This window comes from Steroidobacter sp. (assembly GCF_036406195.1).
Classification (GTDB): domain Bacteria; phylum Pseudomonadota; class Gammaproteobacteria; order Steroidobacterales; family Steroidobacteraceae; genus Steroidobacter.
In genome coordinates this window covers 96,856-114,384 of the sequence record NZ_DASWVW010000048.1, presented here as the reverse complement: position 1 = coordinate 114,384, position 17,529 = coordinate 96,856, and the positions used below count along the sequence as shown (strand labels likewise).

Annotated in this window: 14 protein-coding genes; all 14 read left to right on the top strand. The window is 63.2% G+C overall.

Annotation, left to right across the window (positions count from 1 at the left end):
• Nucleotides 1-23: 23 nt before the first annotated feature.
• The gene (locus VGE08_RS19230) at nt 24-986 is read left to right on the top strand and encodes an MBL fold metallo-hydrolase (protein ID WP_331069532.1); all 963 of its coding nucleotides are present in this window, start codon (nt 24-26) and stop codon (nt 984-986) included.
• Between the two features lie 291 nt (nt 987-1,277).
• The gene (locus VGE08_RS19225) at nt 1,278-3,083 is read left to right on the top strand and encodes a DUF1588 domain-containing protein (protein ID WP_331069531.1); all 1,806 of its coding nucleotides are present in this window, start codon (nt 1,278-1,280) and stop codon (nt 3,081-3,083) included.
• A gap of 23 nt (nt 3,084-3,106) precedes the next feature.
• The gene (locus tag VGE08_RS19220; protein ID WP_331069530.1) at nt 3,107-4,444 is read left to right on the top strand and encodes a DUF1552 domain-containing protein; all 1,338 of its coding nucleotides are present in this window, start codon (nt 3,107-3,109) and stop codon (nt 4,442-4,444) included.
• A 38-nt stretch (nt 4,445-4,482) separates the two neighbouring features.
• The gene (locus VGE08_RS19215; protein WP_331069529.1) at nt 4,483-5,886 is read left to right on the top strand and encodes a hypothetical protein; all 1,404 of its coding nucleotides are present in this window, start codon (nt 4,483-4,485) and stop codon (nt 5,884-5,886) included.
• A gap of 27 nt (nt 5,887-5,913) precedes the next feature.
• Nucleotides 5,914-7,020: a hypothetical protein gene (locus VGE08_RS19210; RefSeq protein WP_331069528.1), complete on the top strand. Its 1,107-nt coding sequence runs from the start codon at nt 5,914-5,916 to the stop codon at nt 7,018-7,020.
• 259 nt (nt 7,021-7,279) lie between these two features.
• Nucleotides 7,280-8,557, top strand: a complete 1,278-nt coding sequence (locus VGE08_RS19205; RefSeq protein ID WP_331069527.1) for a thiamine pyrophosphate-dependent enzyme — start codon at nt 7,280-7,282, stop codon at nt 8,555-8,557.
• A gap of 2 nt (nt 8,558-8,559) precedes the next feature.
• Nucleotides 8,560-9,573 (top strand): alpha-ketoacid dehydrogenase subunit beta, encoded by a 1,014-nt coding sequence (locus tag VGE08_RS19200; protein ID WP_331069526.1) that lies wholly within the window; start codon nt 8,560-8,562, stop codon nt 9,571-9,573.
• Between the two features lie 3 nt (nt 9,574-9,576).
• Nucleotides 9,577-10,977 carry a dihydrolipoamide acetyltransferase family protein gene (locus VGE08_RS19195; RefSeq protein WP_331069525.1) on the top strand — a complete coding sequence of 467 codons (1,401 nt, stop codon included), beginning with the start codon at nt 9,577-9,579 and terminating at the stop codon, nt 10,975-10,977.
• Nucleotides 10,978-10,980: 3 nt separating this feature from the next.
• Nucleotides 10,981-12,384 carry a dihydrolipoyl dehydrogenase gene (lpdA, locus tag VGE08_RS19190; RefSeq protein WP_331069524.1) on the top strand — a complete coding sequence of 468 codons (1,404 nt, stop codon included), beginning with the start codon at nt 10,981-10,983 and terminating at the stop codon, nt 12,382-12,384.
• A gap of 23 nt (nt 12,385-12,407) precedes the next feature.
• The gene (locus VGE08_RS19185) at nt 12,408-12,881 is read left to right on the top strand and encodes an Lrp/AsnC family transcriptional regulator (protein ID WP_331069523.1); all 474 of its coding nucleotides are present in this window, start codon (nt 12,408-12,410) and stop codon (nt 12,879-12,881) included.
• A 295-nt stretch (nt 12,882-13,176) separates the two neighbouring features.
• A complete protein-coding gene (locus tag VGE08_RS19180; protein WP_331069522.1) occupies nt 13,177-13,644 on the top strand; it encodes an Lrp/AsnC family transcriptional regulator in 468 nt (155 codons plus the stop codon).
• A 224-nt stretch (nt 13,645-13,868) separates the two neighbouring features.
• Nucleotides 13,869-15,173, top strand: coding sequence for a cytochrome c (locus VGE08_RS19175; protein WP_331069521.1), 1,305 nt, complete (start codon nt 13,869-13,871; stop codon nt 15,171-15,173).
• 91 nt (nt 15,174-15,264) lie between these two features.
• Nucleotides 15,265-17,298: a carbon starvation CstA family protein gene (locus VGE08_RS19170; RefSeq protein WP_331069520.1), complete on the top strand. Its 2,034-nt coding sequence runs from the start codon at nt 15,265-15,267 to the stop codon at nt 17,296-17,298.
• Nucleotides 17,295-17,513 carry a hypothetical protein gene (locus tag VGE08_RS19165; RefSeq protein ID WP_331069519.1) on the top strand — a complete coding sequence of 73 codons (219 nt, stop codon included), beginning with the start codon at nt 17,295-17,297 and terminating at the stop codon, nt 17,511-17,513. Before VGE08_RS19170 ends, VGE08_RS19165 begins: the two co-directional genes overlap by 4 nt.
• The last annotated feature ends 16 nt before the right edge of the window (nt 17,514-17,529 follow it).

The window sequence follows — 17,529 nt, the reverse complement described above, 5'->3', positions numbered from 1 at the left end:
CGCCCCGCTTGCGGGGGGTGACGATGAGACTGGCGAGCCTGCTCGCGTCCGCGCTGTCGGGTGCGCTGCTGTTGTTGTCGGCCGCCCGTGGTGTCGAGGGCGCCGAGCCGCCGCATTCGGCGGATATTTCCAAACGCAATCTCACTGCGAAAGATTTTCCGCGCTGGCAGCAGCTCGCGACCGGCGTGTATGCCTATGAGGGTCTGCATTCACCCGATAAGCAGGGTGTCATCGTCAACACGGTGAGCCTGATCGTGATCACCGGCGATGGCGTGGTGGTCGTGGACGGGCAGGGCGACGTGCCGCAGACCCGCGCGATGATCGAGAACATTCGCAAGCTGACCGACGAGCCGATCAAATACGTTGTGATCGCCTCGGACCACGGCGATCACGTGGGCGGTAACGCCGCCTTCAAGCAGACTTTTCCCAACGTGGTATTCATTGGGTCGCCGGCGTCGCGCCAGCGACTGGCGCAAGATCCGAATCCGCCCACCATGCTGGTCGCCGAGCAACGCTCGCTGCGTCTCGGAGCGATCCAGATCGAGATTCTGAATCTGGGACGCGCGCACACCGGGGGCGACCTGGTTGCATGGCTGCCCGAGAGCAACATCCTGTTCCTCGGCGAAGTGTTTTTGCGGGACGTGTTTCCGGCGATGCGCTCGGCCTACCCGAGCGAGTGGCTCGAGACGCTGCGCAAGGCGGCGACCATGAACGCGTCCTACTACATTCCCGGCCACGGTTTCATCGACGAGCCGGCGGTGATGAGGCGCGAGCTGAGCGAAGCACGGCTCGCGCTTGCGTCCGTGATCGACGAAGCCGAGCGGCTCCATAAAGCCGGTTACAAGTGCGAGTCTGCGGCCAATTGTCCGGCCGCCGAGCACGCCGACTGGGGCCAATACGCTGGCTGGGCACTCGCCAGCTCGCAAGCGCCGCTGGCCATCTGGCGTGTCTACCAGGAGCTGGACGGCCGGCTGCCGGAGTCCTGAACGCGATGAAATCCGGGCTGCAGCGTGGAACCACCTCCCCGAGCCGGCGGTCCAAGGCGGCCCGCCGCCGAGCCTGCGCCGGGTGCCCGAGATAATGGATAAATACCTGACCGCGGACGGAAAACTTCCACGTTCGCGGCAAAAAACACAAAGTTCTTACCGGCCGGTAGGGGTACATTCTGAACAGCAGGATAGAACAGGTCTACGCCGTGGTCGCGAGTCATCGACGCTCGCCACAAGAGGCGAGAACCGCCGTTCATCGCTGCAGCTGATCGATTAGGGGGACGTTGAGTGAATTCTTGTAACGATGCATCAACCCCGGCCCGCGGTGGGCGTGTTCGCAAAGCATTGCTCGGCGGCGCCTCCGCGCTGAGTGTTCTGCTGCTGGCCGGCTGTGCCGGCAAGAGCGAACCGGAGAATCCCGGGACGCCGCCACGCGTGCGGGTGATCACCACTCAGCAGTATCTGAACACCATCGAAAACGTGTTCGGCTCCAGCGTGGTCATGGACATGAAATTCCCGCCGCTGCGCCGGACCGACGGTCTGCTCGCCAACGGCGCCGCTCTCGCCGGTGTCACCTCGAGCAAGATCGAAACCTTCCAGCGCGCCGCGAGCAGCGTGGCCGCGCAGGTGGTTTCGCCCGAGCGCCGCAACTATCTCATCCCTTGCACGCCGCAGTCCGAGACCGAGGCGGATGCCGCGTGCGCCGAACAGTTCTTTGCACAGACCGGCCGCTTGTTACATCGGCGCACTCTGCGCGGCGACGAACTGGGTCGCTACGTGACGGCTGCCAACCAGGCGGCCACCCAGCTGAAAGACTTCTACGCCGGTATCGAGCTGGTGCTCGAGGCCATGCTGATCAGCCCCGAAGTGCTGTTCATCGTCGAGACCACCGAGGGCAAGGCCAGCGATGAAGGGCCTCGCCGCCTGGATGCCCACTCGCTGGCTTCGCGCCTGAGCTTCCTCCTGTGGAACGCCGGTCCGGATGACATGGTGCTGAAGGCCGTCGAGAACGGCGACCTGGACAGCGAGCGCGGCCTGCGACGCGTCGTGGACGCGATGATCGCCAGCCCACGGCTCGAGGACGGCATGCGCGCCTTCTTCGACGACATGCTCGGCTTCGATGACTTCGATGCCTTGTCGAAGGACCCGACGGTGTATCCGTTCTTCACCGGTGCGACCGCCACCGACGCGCGCGAGCAGACGTTGCGTACCATCGTCGATCACTTGATCAACAAGCAAGCCGACTATCGCGACCTGTTCGTCACGCGCGAGACGTTCATGTCGCCAGCGCTCGCCCCGCTGTATCAAATCCCGGCAGCGCGCGGCTGGACCGAATATGAGTTTCCCGAAGACAGCCCGCGCCAGGGTTTGCTGACGCACGTGAGCTTCGTAGCACTGCGCTCGCATCCGGGTCGCAGCTCGCCGACCTTGCGCGGCAAGGCGCTGCGTGAACGCCTGCTGTGCCAGATCGTGCCGGCACCGCCGCCGAACGTGGACTTCGGCAAGCTCGAAAATCCGGATGCTCACTACAAGACCCAGCGCGAACGCGTGGCTGTGCACCTGGAAGATCCGGCGTGCGCCGGCTGCCACAAGATCACCGATCCGATGGGCCTCGCGCTGGAGAGCTTCGACGGCGCTGGCCGCTTCCGCACCACCGAGAACGGCGCGGAGCTCGACACGTCGGGCGATCTGGACGGCGTGCACTTCGACGACGCCATCGGCCTCGGCAAGGCGCTGCGCGACAACCCGAGCCTGCCCAGCTGTCTCGTCGACCGGCTCTACAGCTATGGCTCGGGCGGCGCGGCCAAGCCCACCGATCGCCCGTTGATCAAGCATTTCACGGCCGAGTTCGCCAAGAGTGGCTACAAGCTGCCGGACCTGTTGCGCACCATCGCGCTGTCGGATGCGTTCCGGCACGTGACGATGGCCAAGAAGTCCGAGGTGAATGACGGCCACGCGCCCACTGAAGAAATCGTCATCGAAGAGGAGTCGCCGGCCAACACCACGGTCGATGCAACGGCGCCCGCCAACAGGCGAGTGGATGAAGCGAAACAAACCGTGGCTTCGATCGTCGGGCCCGGGAAGAAGAATTGAGTTTGGTTGCGGAGTATCACCACATGAGCAAGTTGAACAGGCGGACTGTGTTGCGAGGAATGGTGGGTGGCGTCGCGGTGAACGTCGCCTTGCCGCTGCTGAACTGTTTCCTCAACACCAACGGCACCGCGTTCGCTTCCGGCAAGCCCTTGCCGGTGCGTTTCGGCACGTGGGGTTGGGGCCTCGGCATGACCAAGAAGATTTTCGTGCCGCAGAAGTACGGCCCCGACTTCGATCTGCCCGAAGAGATCGTGGCGCTGGCGCCGATCAAGCAGCACATGAACCTGATCACCAATACGCAGGCGTTCCGCGACAACTATCAGAATCTGTGCCACTACACCGGCTGGGTGATCGCGCGAACCGGCGCCGCCCCGAAGGACAACAAGGACATTCCGGGCGAGACCATCGACGTCACCATCGCCAACCAGATTGGCGGCTCGACGCGCTTCAAGTCCTTGACCGCGACCGCCACCGGCGACGTGCGCAACACCTACAGCTACGAGAACAGCAACACGCCGAACTCGCCCGAGTGGTCGCCGTTGCAGTTCTACACCCGTCTGTTCGGTCCTGATTTCCCGGACCCGAACGCGGAGTCGTTCACACCGGATCCGCGCGTCATGGTGCGTGAGAGCGTGCTCTCGGGCGTCATGGATCAAACCAAGAATCTGATGAACACCGTGCCGGCCGACGATCGCGCGCGGCTGGATCAGTATTTCACCGGCCTGCGTCATCTCGAGCAGCAATTCCAGCAGCGCCTGGAGAAGCCCGAGCCCATCGAGGCCTGCGTGCGTCCGGGCGAGATCAAGGTCGATCCGGCCATGGGCCAGGAACAGGAAGCCGTCGCGCTTCGTCATCGCATGATGACCGACCTGCTGGTCATGGCGCTGGCGTGCGACCAGACGCGCGTCTTCAACATGGCTTACACCAACGCCAACTCCTCGACCATCAAGCCGGGCTACGAGAAGCCGCATCACACCACCACGCACGAGGAACCGATCGACATGAAGCTCGGCTACCAGCCGACCGCGTCGTGGTTCACGCGTCGCGCGATGGAATCGTGGGCGTACTTTGTCGAAGCCTTCACCAAGGTGAAGGAGGGCGACGGCACGCTGCTCGACAACGTGTTCATCTACGGCACCACCGATCACGGCTACGCGCGAGTGCACAGCCTGGACAACATTCCGATCTTCACCGCGGGTCGCGCCGGCGGCAAAGTGAAGACGGGCCTGCACATCGACGGCAAGGCCACAGCCGGCACGCGCGTCGGCTACACGGCGCTACGCCTGTTCGGCGTGGACAAGCCGTCGTGGGGTGTGAACAGCAACAATACCTCGCAGGAGGTCGGCGAGATTCTCGTCTGACGTCGACGGCGCCAGATAGAACGATTGGGGGATAGGCGATGACGAGATCAAGATGGTGGCTATCGGCGGCGGCACTGCTCGGTGTCGCTGTCGGCCAGTCGACTTGGGCGGCCAGCGGGCCGTATTGGCAAGCCGAGGACGCCAAGGACCGCGAGAGCTATGTGAAGGAGCCGATGCCAGCGGGCTTTCAGGTGATCGAGACCGAGTTGGAAGGTCCGGTGTTCGCCACCGCCGAAGGCAAGACGATCTACACCTGGCCGCTCGGCGGCCTGCGCAATGGTAACGCCGGCGATCGGCGCAACAGCGGCGAGTCGAGTTGTGACGACACGATCTACAAAGAGACCAGCGGCTACATGAGCCCTTATCCGGGCGGCTTCCTGCTGCCCGAGCTGGACCGGCGCCGCAGCTGCCAGGATGTGTGGCCGCCGGTGATCGCGCCGGCCGATGCCAAGCCGGTGGGGAAGTGGACCACCATCAAGCGTAAGGATGGCCGCAGCCAGTGGGCCTACGACGGCTATCCCGTGTATACCTCGGATATGGATCGCAAGCCCGGCGACGTGCTCGGAGGCACCAACGCTTTGGCGGGCGGTGCGCAGGGTATCGTGCGTCATCCCATCGGTCCGAAGCCCGATGTTCCTCCCGAGCTCGCGGTGGTGCCGTTCCGCACCGGGCACATGATCACCACTTACAGAGGTTTTTCCGTGTACGCCTCCGATGCCGACGAGCCGGGCAAGTCCAACTGCACCGGCAAATGTCTGTCGGATTGGGACCCGGTGCTCGCGCCGCAGACGGCGAAAGCGAAAGGCGATTGGAGTGTGGTCGAGCGTTCGCCTGGCATCAAACAATGGGCCTATCGTGGTCAGCCGCTGTACACCTACGTGCACGAGAAGAAGGCACGCGCCGTCACCGGAAGTGACATCCCGGGCTGGCACAACGTGTATACGCAACGTGCATTGCCGCCGCCGGCGGAGTTCACGGTGCACGACTCGCGCATCGGCCAGGTGCTGGCGGATAAGAATGGCAAGACCATCTATCTCTACCAGTGCAACGATGACGCGATGGATCAGCAGACCTGCGACCATCCCGATTCGCCGCAGGCGTATCGCATGGCCATCTGCGGCAACTTCGATCCCGAGCGGTGCCAGGCCACCTTCCCGTACGTGAAGGCGTCGCCCGGCGCGACCAGCGAGAGCAGCCTTTGGAGCGTCGTCACCATCGATCCGAAGACGGGCAAGTGGGCCAAGCCCGGCGATGCCGGCGCCATCCAGGTGTGGGCGTATCGCAATCGTCCCGTTTACACGTACGGCGACGATCTGAAACCCGGCGATGCGAACGGCGACAACGTCGGCGAGTTCAACGGCCAACGCAACGGCTTCCGGGCGTTCTGGCTGCGCGATGACTATCGCAACAACTCGCTCGGCCGGCTCGCCAACGATCGTTAACGCGGTTCAGCGACAAGAGGAGCTGATATGACTAGCAATGCATCTCGCACGCTGGGCGCCACGGCCGCGCTGCTGGCCGCGTCCGTCACGGTGGCGTTGTCCACGGCAGCCGCGCAACCTCTGCAGCAGGAAGGCGTGGCTGTATTGAAGGACCGGCGAATCGGTTACGCGCTGACTCACAAGTACTGGGCCGTGTACGAAACGGACGGCGCGAAGACTGAATGCCCGCAAGGCTTCAACGACGGCCCGCGCGAACAGTTCAAGCAACTGTTCGGCGACGGCAAGAAGCGCTCCATCGTCGAAGCGCAGCTGAAGCGCGAGGGCGAGCAGTGGCATCCGACCACCGATCCGGAGCCGATGTTCAAGTACAAGGAAGCTCAGGGCAAGATTTCCTATGGCCTGAACCTCGACGGCAAAGTCGGTCCGGAAGATTTCAACAGCCCCGAAGGCGAGCCGGGCATCGACAATCAACTGTATCGCGTGATCGGCTGCACCGGCCACTACCGCACCATGGGCACGATCAATCACTTCGAGAATCTGTTCATGCGCAGCTTTGATGACGCGCGCATTGTCATCGAGCTGACCGAGGTGGACGATCTGAAGAACGACGATTCCGTGGTCGTTACCACTTATCGCGGCAGCGACGGCTTGTTACAGGACGCCACTGGCGAAGGCTTCATTCCCGGCGGCACGCAGCGTATCGACCTGCGCTGGGGCAAGGAGTACGTCAGCCAGCTCAAGGGCAGGATCGTCGATGGCGTGCTCATCACGGAGCCTGCCGATCGCGTCATGCTGCCCTGGGGTGTGACGTTTGGTACCAGCGGCCATCACATCTTCCGTGGCTTTCAGCTGAAGCTGAAGCTCGACCCGCAAGAGGCCGAGGGCCTGATGGCGGGCTTCGTCGACGTGAAGGCCTTCAATCATCACTTGAATACTTCGTGGTCGACGCATCATCACAGCTACGGGCAGCTGTCCTCGCCGTCGCAGTACAAGGCGATGACGCGCCTGGCGGATGGCTATCCCGATCCGAAAACCGGCAAGAACACCGCGATTTCCTCCGCCGTGCGCGTCAAGTTCACGCAGGTATACGTGCGTCAGCCGGAACAGCGCGAGCTGGTGTCGCAGAAGAAGTAAGCACAATCCCCGGTCACCTGACCGCCTGAAACAAAACAAACGACATAGATGACAACCCGGCGCCTCGTCACAACGAGGCGCCGTTTCCTCGTTGGCGCCACATTCACGCAGGAATTTTCAGACCTCGCGCCCACGCTTGCCACGATCATGCAGAGAACCGCCTTTGCGGCATGCATTTGGCGAAGAATTGTCCGTGATGCGCTGGCTAGACTCCCCCCACTATAAACATGCGGACAACCAGCGTTGTCAGGGGGCTTTCATGCTGCATTCAACCCGCCTGGATCGTCAGGCGGTGGCGCTCAGAGCGGCGCGTAGTTCGCCACTGACGCTCAGAATCCCAGAACCTGCCGCCCGCCCGGGCGAGCCGGCCGACTTCAGCAAGTTACGTTTGTCCGCGCCAGGCGCGGTGCGGCGGCCGTCGCTGGACACCGAGGCGCGCTCGATGCACGACCTCGCATACGAACTGATCCGTGTGCTCGATGACAAGGGCAATGCCGTTGGTCCGTGGGCACCTGAGCTGTCCAGCGCTGCATTGCTGGCAGGCCTGCGCACGATGATGCTGACGCGCGCGTTCGACGAACGCATGTATCGCGCCCAGCGCCAGGGCAAATGTTCCTTCTACATGAAGAGCCTGGGCGAGGAGGCCATCAGCGCCGCACAGGCTGCAGCACTCGACAGCGGCGACATGCTCTTTCCGAGCTACCGCCAGCAGGGCCTGTTGATCGCCCGTGGCTATCCCATCCTCAAGATGATGGGGCAACTGTATTCGAACCTTCTGGACCCGCTGCTCGGCCGGCAGATGCCGGTAATGTATTCGAGCCACGAGCACAATTTTTTCAGCATCTCGGGCAATCTCGGCACGCAGTTCATCCAGGCGGTGGGCTGGGCCATGGGTTCGGCGTTGAGCGGCGACACCCGCATCGCTGCCAGCTGGGTGGGCGATGGCACGACTGCGGAGGGCGATTTCCACCATGCGCTGACCTTCGCTTCCATCTATCGGGCCCCGGTGATTCTCAACGTCGTCAACAACCAGTGGGCCATCTCTTCGTTCCAAGGCATCGCTGGAGGCGACACAGCACCGTTCGCCGCTCGAGCCATTGGCTACGGACTGCCGGCACTGCGAGTCGACGGAAACGATTTCCTCGCGGTGTACGCCGCGACCCGATGGGCTGCGCAACGAGCACGTTCCAATCACGGCGCGACGTTGATCGAGCTGTTTACGTATCGCGCCGAAGCGCACTCCACCAGCGACGATCCGAGCCGCTATCGCCCGGCAGACGAAGCGTCACGATGGCCGCTTGGCGATCCCATCGCACGCCTGAAGCGGCACCTGATCCAGCGGGGCGAGTGGAGCGAGCAGAAGCACGCAGCGCTGCAGGAAGAAGTGAACAGCGAAATCCGTTCGCTGCAGAAGGAAGCCGAAGCGCACGGCTACCACGGCAACAACCAGACTCCGAGTCCAAAGACGATGTTCGAGGGCGTGTTCAAGGAACCGGATGCGCGTCTGCTGCAGCAACGCCAGGAGGCGGGTTTCTGAGCATGGCGACGATGAACATGATCCAGGCCCTGAACTCCGCCATGGCCACCATGATGGCGCGCGACCCGAGCGTGGTCGTGTTCGGCGAGGACGTGGGCTACTTCGGCGGCGTGTTTCGCGCCACCGACGGCTTACAAAAGAAATATGGCAAGCACCGCTGTTTCGATACGCCTATCGCCGAGGGCGGCATCGTGGGTGCGGCCATCGGCATGGGGGCTTACGGCATGCGGCCGGTGGTGGAAATCCAGTTTGCGGATTACATCTATCCGGCCTTCGACCAGATCGTGTCCGAGGCGGCGAAGATCCGTTACCGCTCGGCGGGCGAGTTCAGCGTGCCGATCGTGGTGCGCACTCCCTACGGCGGTGGCATCTACGGCGGCCAGACGCACAGCCAGAGTCCGGAAGGATTGTTCACGCATGTCGCAGGTCTGAAAGTCGTCATTCCCTCCAATCCGTACGATGCCAAGGGCCTGCTGATCAGCGCCATCGGAGACGACGATCCGGTGATCTTCATGGAACCCAAACGGCTGTACACCGGACCGTTCGATGGTCATCACGAGGCGGCCGTGAAACCGTGGTCGGTGCATCCTGCCAGCGAAGTGCCCGAGGACTATTACCGGGTTCCGTTGGGCAAAGCTTCGGTGGTTCGCGAAGGCAACGACGTCACGGTGCTCGCATACGGCACCATGGTGCATGTTGCGCAAGCGGCCGCAAACGACAGCGGCGTCGATGCCGAAGTCATCGATCTGCGCAGCCTGATTCCACTCGATGTGGACACCATCATGGAGTCCGTGAACAAGACTGGCCGATGCGTCGTGGTTCACGAAGCACCCAAGACAACCGGGTTTGGCGCAGAGCTGGCTGCGTTGGTGCAGCAGCAATGCTTCTATCAGCTGGAGGCACCGATCGAGCGCGTCACGGGCTGGGACACTCCCTATCCGCATGCCTTCGAGTGGCAGTACTTCCCCGGGCCGGCGCGCGTGGCGGCGGCATTGCGCCAGACGCTGGAGGGCTGAACCATGGGACTGTACAGCTTCAAACTTCCGGATGTGGGTGAAGGCACCGCCGAGGCCGAGATCGCCGAATGGCGCGTCAAGGTCGGCGATCGGGTCGAAGAAGATCAACCGCTGGTCGACATGATGACCGACAAGGCCACCGTCGAGCTGACTTCGCCGGTTGCGGGTGTGGTGCAGTCCCTCGCCGGCAAGGCAGGTGACAAAGCAGCGGTAGGATCGGTGCTGGTGGTGTTGGAAACAGCGGATGCCGGCTCAGCCACGACTGAAAACAAACAAGTGGCTACTGCGCAGCCAGTCAGTGCAGTAGCGCCGGTAGCAGTCGAGCAGCGTCGCACAGGCACCGGGCCGGTCGGCTTGGCGGCCAGTTCGCCCTCTGCAAAATCGGCAGCGATCGCGGATCGGCACACAGAGTCGGTCGTCAACCTGGGGGCGCGACTCGGGCGGGGAGCAGCCGTTTCGCCGTCGGCGTCGAACGCTCACCGTGTGCGAGGTCAACGACCCGCCGCGTCGCCAGCCGTGCGTCGGCGCGCTGAAGAGCTTGGCATCAAGCTCCAATACATCCGCGGCACTGGTCCAAGCGGCCGGATCATGCACTCGGACCTCGACGCGTTTCTTGCGGAAGAATCCGAAGCGACCGGCAACAATTTGTCGAGGATCGGGCCCGCCGACGGCGGACCTGTGCGGAGCGATCTGTACACCAGGCTCTCCGGCGGCGAAGACATCGCTGTGATTGGCCTGCGACGCCAGATCGCCGAGCGCATGCAACTCGCGAAACGTCACATCCCGCACTTTACTTACGTCGAGGAAGCCGACGTCACCGACCTCGAAGCGCTGCGCGCCCATCTCAACGCCACGCGCACTTCCGGCCAACCCAAGCTGACGTTGCTGCCGTTCCTGATGCGCGCATTGGTCCGAGTGCTTCGGGAGTTTCCGCAGATGAACGCCACCTATGACGACGAGCGCGGTGTGATTCACCGAAGCGCGCCCGTTCACATAGGGATGGCAGTTCAAACCGCGCGCGGTCTGCTCGTTGCCGTGATCAAACACGCTGAAGCGCGGGATATCTGGGATTGCGCGAGCCAGGTCAGTGAGCTGGCAACAGCCACCCGAGACGGCAAGGCATCGCGCGAGCAACTGACGGGATCGACCATCACGATCACCAGCCTCGGACCTCTCGGCGGTGTCTCGGCGACGCCGGTCATCAATCGTCCCGAGGTGGCCATCATCGGTCCGAACAAGATCGTCGAGCGCCCGGTGGTGCGCGACGGCCAGATCGTGATCCGCAAGATGATGAACCTGTCGTCCTCGTTCGATCATCGCGTCATCGACGGCGCCGAGGCCGCCGCGTTCATTCAACGGCTGCGTGCGGTGTTGGAACAACCCGCCACCATTTTCGTCCGGTGAAGCATGAGCCAGGCAAACAAAACGACAGTGCTGGTGGTCGGCGGTGGCCCGGGCGGCTACGTGACCGCGCTAAGGGCGGCACAGCTCGGTCTGCAGGTCACGCTGGTGGAAGGCGATCGACTCGGCGGCACGTGCCTGATCCGCGGCTGCATTCCGTCGAAGGCGTTGATTCATGCCGCGGAAAAATTCTCCAACGTTCGTGAGGCAGCCCGGCAGGGCGGAACGTTGGGCATCTCTATCGGCGCCGAGCCGAGCCTCAACCTGAGCGAAACCGTGCGCTGGAAAGACAGCGTGGTGGATCGCCTCAACGAAGGCGTTGGCGGCTTGCTCCGACGTGCCAAGGTGCAGGTGATCTCGGGTTGGGCAACCTTCAACGACGCGAAGTCCTGCGTAGTACGCACTGCGGCCGGGCCGGTCGCGATCAGCGCCGAGCATGTGGTGCTCGCGACGGGCTCCGAGCCGGTTGAGCTGCCGGGCCTGCCATTTGGCGATGCCATCATCTCCTCGACCGAGGCGTTGTCATTGCAGAGCTTGCCGCGCAGTCTCGCCGTCATCGGCGCCGGCTACATCGGCCTGGAGTTGGGCTCGGCATTGCGGAAGCTCGGTGTCGACGTCACCGTGATCGAAGCGCAGGACCGCATCCTGCCGCTCTATGACACTCAGCTGGTCAAGCCCGTTGCACGCTGGCTGGAGCGTGCGGGCGTGACCGTGCATCTCGGCGCCTCGGTGTCCGGCTACGAAGCCGGATCATTGTTTGCCAGGACAGCGGATGGCAAGACACTCGCGATCAAGGCGGAGCAGGTGCTGGTCACTGTCGGGCGCCGGCCGCGCACGCAGGGCTGGGGCCTGGAGAACATGGGCGTCGAGATGAGCGGCCGCTTCGTGCAGGTCGACGATCAGTGTCGCACGTCGATGCGCAATGTCTGGGCCATCGGCGATCTGGTGGGCGAGCCGATGCTCGAGCACAAAGCTGCCGCGCAGGGTGAAATGGTGGCGGAGATCATCGCGGGGCGGCGCCGTCGCTTCAATCCCGTGGCCATTCCGGCAGTGTGCTTCACTGAACCCGAGATCGTCAGCGTCGGGATGTCGCCCGGCGACACCAGCGAGAGCGACATGGAAGTGATCACTTCACAATTCCCGTTCGCGGCCAATGGGCGTGCGTTGTCGATGCAGGCGGGTGAGGGCGGCGGCTTCGTCCGCATCGTCGCGCGCAAGCACGACCACCGCCTGCTCGGCATTCAAGCGGTGGGTGCGCATGTGTCCGAGCTGTCGGGCGAGTTTGCGTTGGCGTTGGAGATGGGTGCGACGCTGGAGGATGTGGCTGGCGTGATCCATGCGCATCCGACGCTGTCGGAGGCGTTCTTCGAGGCTTCGCTCGCGGGCCTCGGGCATGCCCTGCACGTATGAAGCAACCTGAAGGCAGGATGGAGATGAGTGCCAGCGGCCTCGACAAAATCGATTACAAGATCCTCTCGGTCCTGCAACAGGACGCATCGCTGTCGGCGGCGCAAGTGGCCGAGGCGGTCGGCCTGTCGCAATCTCCTTGCTGGCGGCGCATCCAACGCCTGAAAGACGACGGCTACATCACCAAGATCGTGGCGTTGCTGGATCGACAGAAGCTCGGCCTGCGCTCGCAGCTGTTCGTGCAGGTCAAGGTGATGAAGAACGACCGCGCCACGCTCGCGGAATTCTCCGAAGCGATCCGTGCCTTTCCCGAGGTGATCGAATGCCACGTGGTGCTCGGCGTGTTCGACTTCCTGCTGCGCGTGGTCGCCAAGGACATGGACGCCTACGAAACGTTCTATTTCGAGAAGCTGGCCCGCGTGCCGCACATTCTCGAGGTCACCTCATACGTCGCCGCTTCGGAAATAAAAGCCACGACCGCGTGGCCGTTGCACGTCTAGCAACAAAATTATCCAGCCAACGCAACATCGGCAGCACAGGATTGCCGAGGCTGCGCGGCGCTTGCTGAAACCTTTTTCATAAATTCCCTGGATGCACGTTAGCGTCTTGCGTCAGAGCGAGATTACGTGCATCACTACGCCACCGAATTCGTCGAGGTTGATTTTTAAAACCCCGCGAACCGGTCTGGCGCACAAGATCGTTGCAAACATGCATTGCTGGTTGCCACGTCGAGAACACGCCACGTCGATGGGACGCCCGACCAGCACTCGGGCGCGCACTTTGCTAGGGGGAACGATGGAAGGTCTGGACAAGATCGATCTGAAAATCTTGCGGGCGCTTCAGGAAGATGCCTCGCATTCGGCCGCCGAGATCGCCGATTCGGTGGGCCTGTCGCAATCACCCTGTTACCGGCGCATCCAGCGCCTGAAGGAGGAGGGGTACATCACGCGGATCGTGGCGATGCTCGATCGCCGCAAATTGAACCTGCTCACTCAGCTGTTCGTGCAGGTCAAGGTCATTCGCAACGACCAGCAGAGCCTGCAGGAATTCACCGATTACATCCGCAGCTTCCCCGAGGTCCTGGAGTGCCATGTCATTCTTGGCGCCTACGATTTCCTTTTGCGGGTCGTGGTACGCGATATGGAAGCGTACGAGAAGTTCTACTTCGGCAAGCTCTCCACGGTGCCCAACATCCGTGAGGTGAACTCTTTCGTGGCGGCCTGGGAAGTGAAGTCCACCACCTCGCTGCCGCTGCGGGTTTGAGCCGTGCATGCCAGCCGCCGTTGGCCGGATCGGCTGCGCATTTTTCATGCGTGACGCGGCAACGGCGGGGGCATTTCCGCGAAGTTCCTGCCTCGCGCCAGGAGTAGGCTTGTTCCTCGCAGAGCTTGCACAACGCAATCACAACGGCGCGAGCCTTGGCAGCGTCTACGCTTGAGGGGGATGAGAGTAACGAGCGGTTGCCGCACGGAACTCCACAACAAATGATGAAACTCGCATTCGATCGTGGCCGGCGCACACGCGCCGCCACCTGGGTCTCGCTCGGGCTCACATTCGCCGTGGCGCTCGTGGTCGAGCTGACATTCGCCGACTCGAGCAAGGCGGACAGTCCGCTCGACAGCAAGGGCGATCAAGGCAACTCGCAGGTCGAGCGCGGCCGCTATCTGGCGCGAGCCGGCAACTGCGTGAGCTGTCACACCAGCCCCGGCGGTCCGGCGTTCGCGGGTGGGCTGGCGCTCAACACGCCGTTCGGCAAGCTGTATTCCACGAACATCACGCCCGATCCGGAAACCGGCATCGGCAAATGGACCGAGGAGCAATTCGCTCGTGCCGTGCGAGAAGGTGTGCGGCCCGACGGCGCGCATCTGTATCCCGCGTTTCCATACACGGCCTATACGAAGCTCAGCGACGAGGATGTGTCCGCGCTGTTCGCGTACATGAAGGTCGTCAAGCCGGTGAGCTTCACGCCGCCGGAAAACGAGATGGGTTTTCCCGCCAATCAGCGCTGGGCGCTGGGCATGTGGAAGATGCTGTTCTTCGACGAGGGCCGCTTCCTGGCCGACAGCTCGCAGTCCGAGGAATGGAATCGCGGCGCCTATCTGGTCGAAGGACTGGGGCACTGCTCGGCGTGTCACTCGCCTCGCAATTTCATGGGTGCGGAGCAAGCCAGCATGGCCATGACCGGCGGCGAATACACCGACAAGGTCCCCAGCGGCGAGATCCGCACGTGGTCCGCGCCGAATCTCACCGATGTTCCCAACGGGCTCGGCTCGTGGCCGATGGAAGAAGTGGCCGCCTATCTGAGGACCGGACGCAATGGCTTCACTGAAACGCATGGCCCGATGAACGAAGTCATCCTCAACAGCACGCGCCATCTGAGTGAGGGCGATGTGCGGGCAATGGCGGTCTATCTCAAGAGCTTGCCGGGCAACGTCGGCAACATCGGCAAAGCGGCCAGCGCGCAAGTGATCGAGGATGGCGAAACACTCTACAACGTCAATTGCGGTACCTGTCATCAGCCCACCGGTCTCGGCGCGCTGAGCGAGCAGGCCGGTGCCAAACTGGTCGGCAACCCGCTGGTGCAGGCGAGCAATCCTGCGTCGCTGATCAATGTGATTCTGTATGGGCCGCACCTGGCGAAGCTGCCGGGGCCGAAGCGCTGGAAGGACATGCCCGAGTTCGGCAGCAAGCTGTCCGACGACGAGGTCGCCGCCATCGCCAGCTACGTGCGCAGTGCATGGGGCAACGTCGGTGGGGCGGTAACGCAAGAGCAGGTGGCCAAGCAGCGTTGAGCGAAAGCTCACTGCGGCATCGAGCGCCGACACCACGAGCTCCTATCGTGTGTGCCGGCGTGCTCGACGGCCGCTCCAATGCGGGGGTTGAATGAATAGACTGATTTGGCTGCTGGTCGCCGTGGTGGGTGCGTTCGCCATCGGCGGACTGGCCGTGCACCGGGGCGAATCCATCAATGCGATGTGGATCATCGTCGCGGCCGGCTGCGTCTATGCCATCGGCTATCGTCTGTATAGCGCGTGGGTTGCGGCGCGCGTGCTCACGTTGGATGCCACTCGGGCCACGCCTGCCATGCGCATCAACGACGGGCGCGATTTCGTGCCGACCAATCGTTGGATCGTGTTCGGGCATCACTTTGCCGCCATCGCCGGCCCCGGCCCGTTGATCGGACCGACGCTGGCGGCGCAGTTCGGCTACTTGCCGGGAACGCTGTGGATTCTGGTCGGCGCGGTGCTTGGCGGCTGCGTGCAGGACATGACCGTGTTGTTCCTGTCCACGCGGCGTAACGGGCGCAGCCTGGGACAGATGGCACGCGACGAGCTGGGACCGGTCGGCGGTTACGCCGCCATGATCGGCACGCTGGTCATCATGGTGATTCTGATCGCGGTGCTCGGCCTCGTGGTCGTCAACGCCATGCGCCACAGTCCGTGGGGAACGTCGACGGTGTTCGCGACCATACCCATTGCGCTGCTCATCGGCATCTATATGCGCGATATCCGGCCCGGGCGTGTGCTCGAAGCATCCGTGCTCGGCGTGGGGTTGTTGCTGTTGGCGGTGGCGGGCGGCGGCTGGGTCGACAGTCACGAGCAGATCCGCCAGTACTTCGATCTCGACGCGATCACGCTTGCCTGGTTCGTCATCGGCTATGGCTTCATCGCCGCCGTGCTGCCCGTGTGGCTGTTGCTTGCCCCCCGCGATTATCTATCGACCTTCCTCAAGCTCGGCACCGTGATGTTGTTGTTCGTCGCAGTCATCGTGATGCGGCCGGACATTCACATGCCGGCATTCACACAATTCATCGACGGCACCGGACCGATCTTCGCCGGCAAGCTGTTTCCGTTCGTATTCATCACCATCGCCTGCGGCGCGATTTCCGGCTTTCATGCGCTGGTGTCCAGCGGCACCACGCCCAAGCTCATCACCAACGAAAGCGATGTGCGCATGATCGGCTACGGCAGCATGATGCTGGAGTCGGCGGTTGCCATCATGGCAATGATTGCGGCAACGCTGCTCGACCCGGGCGTGTTCTTCGCCATCAACAGCTCGCCCGGCGTGGTCGGAGCCACTGCCGAAGCCGCGGTAGCGACCATATCCGGTTGGGGCTTTCCAGTGACAGTAGAGCAGATGCAAGCCCTCGCAGCCGAGATGGGCGAGAGCACGCTGTTCGCACGCACTGGCGGCGCGCCGTCACTGGCCGTCGGCATGTCGACGATCTTCGCCTCCGCATTCGGGCAGGGCATGATGGCGCTGTGGTACCACTTCGCGATCATGTTCGAAGCGGTGTTCATCCTCACCACGCTCGACGCCGGTACGCGCGTCGGACGCTTCATGCTGCAGGATGCGCTGGGCCACATCTGGCCGAAGATGGGCCAGACCTCGTGGTACCCGTCGGTGCTGATCTCCAGCGCGCTGATCGTCGCGGGCTGGGGCTACTTCTTATATATAGGCGTCATCGACCCGAACGGCGGCATCAACATCCTGTGGCCGTTGTTCGGCATCTCCAACCAGCTGCTCGCCGGCATCGCGCTGTGCATCTGCACGGGCATCCTGGTGAAGCATGGCAAGGTCCGATACGCCTGGGTGACGGGCGCGCCGCTGGCCTGGCTGACTCTCGTGACCACCGCGGCGACCTGGGAAAAGGTCGTCTCCGACGATGTGCGCGTGGGCTTCCTGGCCGCAGCCGACAAAGTCGCATCGCAACTGGCTGCCGGAACACTGACGCCCGAACAGGCGGCGGTTGCGCCGCAGCTGATCTTCAATCAACGGCTCGATGCCGTGCTTGCGATCGTGCTGACGCTGATTCTCTGGATCGTGATCGCCGATACCGCGCGCGTGTGCATGCGAGTCGTCCAAGGCTTGCCGGTGCCGCCCAGCTCGGAGGCATCGGCTCGAGGAGCGGCATGATCAATCCGATTCGCAAATCCCTTCCCGCCAACACCTGGTCCACCGAAGACATCCGGCTGCTGCGGCAGCTGGCGATCGACGGCGCACCGCTCGAAACCATTGCCGTGCGGTTGCGCCGGACGCGTTCGGCGATCAGGAACAAAGCGACGATGCACGGCATCTCGCTCCGGCGCTGCGGAACAAGTCTCTCTTCGCAGCAGGCGGCGAGCGCATGAGCGTTCGCCCGCAAGC

What these genes read in the sequence shown, in the direction of transcription:
- VGE08_RS19230 (WP_331069532.1), top strand. Translation starts at nt 24, where the DNA reads ATGAGACTGGCGAGCCTGCTCGCGTCCGCGCTGTCGGGTGCGCTGCTG.
- VGE08_RS19220 (WP_331069530.1), top strand. Translation starts at nt 3,107, where the DNA reads ATGAGCAAGTTGAACAGGCGGACTGTGTTGCGAGGAATGGTGGGTGGC.
- VGE08_RS19215 (WP_331069529.1), top strand. Translation starts at nt 4,483, where the DNA reads ATGACGAGATCAAGATGGTGGCTATCGGCGGCGGCACTGCTCGGTGTC.
- VGE08_RS19210 (WP_331069528.1), top strand. Translation starts at nt 5,914, where the DNA reads ATGACTAGCAATGCATCTCGCACGCTGGGCGCCACGGCCGCGCTGCTG.
- VGE08_RS19205 (WP_331069527.1), top strand. Translation starts at nt 7,280, where the DNA reads ATGCTGCATTCAACCCGCCTGGATCGTCAGGCGGTGGCGCTCAGAGCG.
- VGE08_RS19200 (WP_331069526.1), top strand. Translation starts at nt 8,560, where the DNA reads ATGGCGACGATGAACATGATCCAGGCCCTGAACTCCGCCATGGCCACC.
- VGE08_RS19195 (WP_331069525.1), top strand. Translation starts at nt 9,577, where the DNA reads ATGGGACTGTACAGCTTCAAACTTCCGGATGTGGGTGAAGGCACCGCC.
- lpdA (WP_331069524.1), top strand. Translation starts at nt 10,981, where the DNA reads ATGAGCCAGGCAAACAAAACGACAGTGCTGGTGGTCGGCGGTGGCCCG.
- VGE08_RS19185 (WP_331069523.1), top strand. Translation starts at nt 12,408, where the DNA reads ATGAGTGCCAGCGGCCTCGACAAAATCGATTACAAGATCCTCTCGGTC.
- VGE08_RS19180 (WP_331069522.1), top strand. Translation starts at nt 13,177, where the DNA reads ATGGAAGGTCTGGACAAGATCGATCTGAAAATCTTGCGGGCGCTTCAG.
- VGE08_RS19175 (WP_331069521.1), top strand. Translation starts at nt 13,869, where the DNA reads ATGAAACTCGCATTCGATCGTGGCCGGCGCACACGCGCCGCCACCTGG.
- VGE08_RS19170 (WP_331069520.1), top strand. Translation starts at nt 15,265, where the DNA reads ATGAATAGACTGATTTGGCTGCTGGTCGCCGTGGTGGGTGCGTTCGCC.
- VGE08_RS19165 (WP_331069519.1), top strand. Translation starts at nt 17,295, where the DNA reads ATGATCAATCCGATTCGCAAATCCCTTCCCGCCAACACCTGGTCCACC.